Genomic DNA, 3,001 nt, shown 5'->3' with positions numbered 1-3,001 from the left:
CCTCCATGGCACCCTTGCCGGTCTTCTCGCGCACACGTTCCATAGCGCCATAAAATATCCCTTGCGCAATACCGCGCTTGCCGTCATACATCAGCTTGTTGATAAAGCGAGTGACAAACTTGCTGTTGTAGATGGGATCAGGCAAAACATCGCGCTTTGGCACCGGACCTTTTCTTGGCATATCTATTCCCTCCTTCACAACTAGTGTTACTCGATGGCTCTAAAAGCCACCGCAGGGCAATTACTTCTTCCCACCCTTAGCGGGAGATCCCTTGCCTGCCGCCGCTTTGGCGCGCTTAGCGCCGTACTTAGAACGGCCCTGACCGCGGTTTTGCACTCCACCTGCATCAAGCGTTCCGCGCACAATGTGGTAGCGTACACCTGGCAAATCCTTGACGCGGCCGCCGCGTACGAGCACGACCGAGTGCTCCTGTAGATTGTGGCCAATGCCTGGAATATAGGCAGTGACCTCAATGCCATTTGACAGGCGCACCCTCGCAATCTTGCGGATAGCGGAGTTCGGCTTCTTGGGGTTCATGGTCTTAACCTGAACACACACACCCCGACGCTGCGGGCAGCGACTGAGATGAGGTGACTTAGATCTGTTCTCAAGGGACTGCCGGCCGTTGCGAACTAATTGGCTAATCGTTGGCATACATGCACCTCCTTCCGTCGCCGATGGTGTCTTAATGGACAAAGGTCACGCTAGATAGCAGACCTAAACATTATACTGGGAGTCCGGCACGGGTGTCAACGTTTTCTTCTGTGCCGGCCACTACTACGCGGATGTTGCGGTATCTGCCCATGCCTGTACCGGCGGGAATGAGTTTGCCGATAATGACATTCTCCTTAAGGCCGATAAGCGGGTCGGTCTTTGTCTTAATCGCGGCATCCGTCAGCACGCGCGTCGTCTCTTGGAACGAAGCGGCAGACAGGAACGAGTCCGTAGCCAGCGAAGCCTTAGTGATACCTAACAGGACAGGGCGAGCGACTGCCGGCTCCCGTTCTTCCATTAGGGCGCGCGCATTTGCTTCTTCAAAATCCATGACGTCTATAAGACCGCCGGGAAGAAGATCCGTGCCGCCCGGGTCATCCACCTTGACTTTGCGCAGCGTCTGGCGCACGATAACTTCGACGTGTTTGTCGTTAATCTCGACGCCTTGCGTGCGGTAGACCTTTTGCACCTCCTGCAGCACATAGGCCTGCACTGCTCTAATGCCTTTTACAGCCAACAGCTCAGCCGGATTAACAGGCCCCTCGGTAAGCTCATCGCCGGCCTGCACCGCACCGCCCTCCACAACTTTTAGACGGGCGCCGAAGGTGATGGGATAGCTCTTTACATCGCCATCCAAGCCGGAAATCTCTATCTCGCGGCCCTTCTTGGCGTCAACAAAGCGCGCCGTACCGTCAATCTCACTGATAATAGCCTGCCCTTTAGGCCGCCTTGCTTCAAACAGCTCTTCTACGCGCGGTAGACCCTGGGTGATGTCGTCCCCCGCTACGCCCCCGGTGTGGAAAGTTCGCATCGTCAGCTGCGTGCCGGGTTCACCGATAGACTGCGCGGCAATAATTCCGATTGCTTCGCCCATCTCGACCATGCCGCCGGTAGCGAGGTTCTTGCCATAGCACTTAATGCAGACGCCGTAGCGGCTCTTGCAGGTCAGCACATTTCTGATGTGAACAGCCCTAATGAGCCCCTCGGTCAACTGCTGGCCAGCCTTCACTATATCGCCGTTCTGCACCAGCCACTTCGCCCCCGCGTTCGGCAGCGTAAGCGAATGCATCTGCCCATGCTTATCGGTGATCTGCACGTCGTCGGAGTCTTCGCGGCGCTGTGCCGTGCCCGCCACGGGAGCTGAAACCACCCCGTAGAGCATAACTGCCAGGGCGGCATCTTCGTCAATCAACTGCCCTGCTTGAACTAGTATCGGCGGCGAATCTAGCCATTGACCGGTAAGCGGGTCACGGTGCGGGAGAGCGACGACGTCGTCGGCTGCCACGCGTCCGGCAATGCGCTCCGAAAGATTTACTATCGTCTGCCTGCCGTCGCGAATAGCCTCAACTACGATGCCTTCCGTGGTGCCGCAGTCTTCCTCGCGAATGATTACGTCTTGCGACACATCGACGAGTCGCCGCGTCAGGTAGCCCGAGTCTGCGGTGCGGATGGCCGTATCGGCGGCTCCTTTGCGCGCGCCGTGCGTAGACGTGAAGTACTCCAAGACCGTCAACCCTTCGCGGAAGTTGGCCTTAACGGGCAACTCAATAATGCGCCCCATCGGGTCACTCATGAGACCGCGCATACCGCCAAGCTGAGTAATCTGGCTGATGTTGCCGCGCGCCCCCGCATCCACCATCATAAACATAGGGTTAAAGGCGGGCATAGAATCAAGCAGGGCACGCTGCACTTTTGCCGACGTCTGGCTCCAGACGTCGATGACGTTTTGGTACTTCTCATCGGCGTTCATCATACCGCGCGCAAAGGCACGCTCGATGTTGGCGACGACTTTCTCGGCCTCGCCTACAATCCTGCCTTTGTCCTTAGGAATTACTACGTCGCCGATGGCAATGCTAATGCCTGATTTAGTGGCGTACTCAAAGCCAAGCGTCTTTATCCTGTCGAGCACTTCTGTCGTCACGGCGCTACCGTACTTGCGATAACACCTTTCTACTATCGTGCGCAGTACCTTAAGGGGCACAAGTTGGTTTATTTCCAGGTTGCACACGTTCTCGACTTGTGTGCGGTCAACGAAGCCTAGGTCTTGCGGAATCGCTTCGTTAAAGATCAGTCGCCCGATAGTCGCTTCAACGACCCTAGAAACCGTAGAACCATCAGCGTGTTTTGCGGTACGGCGCACCTTAATCGGTGCATTGATTTCGATAGCCCCGTCCTGATAAGCCATGAGCGCTTCATGCACAGAGGCGAAGGCACTCCCCGCGCCTCTAGCGGCGGGGTTGTACGTGGTTAGGTAGTAAACGCCGAGAACCATGTCCTTGGTCGGTG

3 protein-coding genes are annotated in these 3,001 nt (G+C 56.6%); all 3 read right to left on the bottom strand.

Annotated elements, in window-relative coordinates; all coding sequences use genetic code 11:
• On the bottom strand, positions 1-181 hold a 181-nt coding region (locus KGZ66_11245), incomplete at its 3' end, for a 30S ribosomal protein S7 (protein ID MBS3986161.1).
• Between the two features lie 60 nt (positions 182-241).
• Positions 242-655, bottom strand: coding sequence for a 30S ribosomal protein S12 (gene rpsL / locus KGZ66_11240; protein MBS3986160.1), 414 nt, complete (start codon positions 653-655; stop codon positions 242-244).
• Between the two features lie 70 nt (positions 656-725).
• On the bottom strand, positions 726-3,001 hold a 2,276-nt coding region (locus KGZ66_11235), incomplete at its 5' end, for a DNA-directed RNA polymerase subunit beta' (protein MBS3986159.1).

This window comes from Selenomonadales bacterium, assembly GCA_018335585.1.
In the GTDB taxonomy this organism is placed as follows: Bacteria; Bacillota; UBA994; order UBA994; family UBA994; genus UBA994.
The sequence above is the reverse complement of the archived record's forward strand: the minus strand, read 5'-3'. Positions and strand labels throughout refer to the sequence as shown.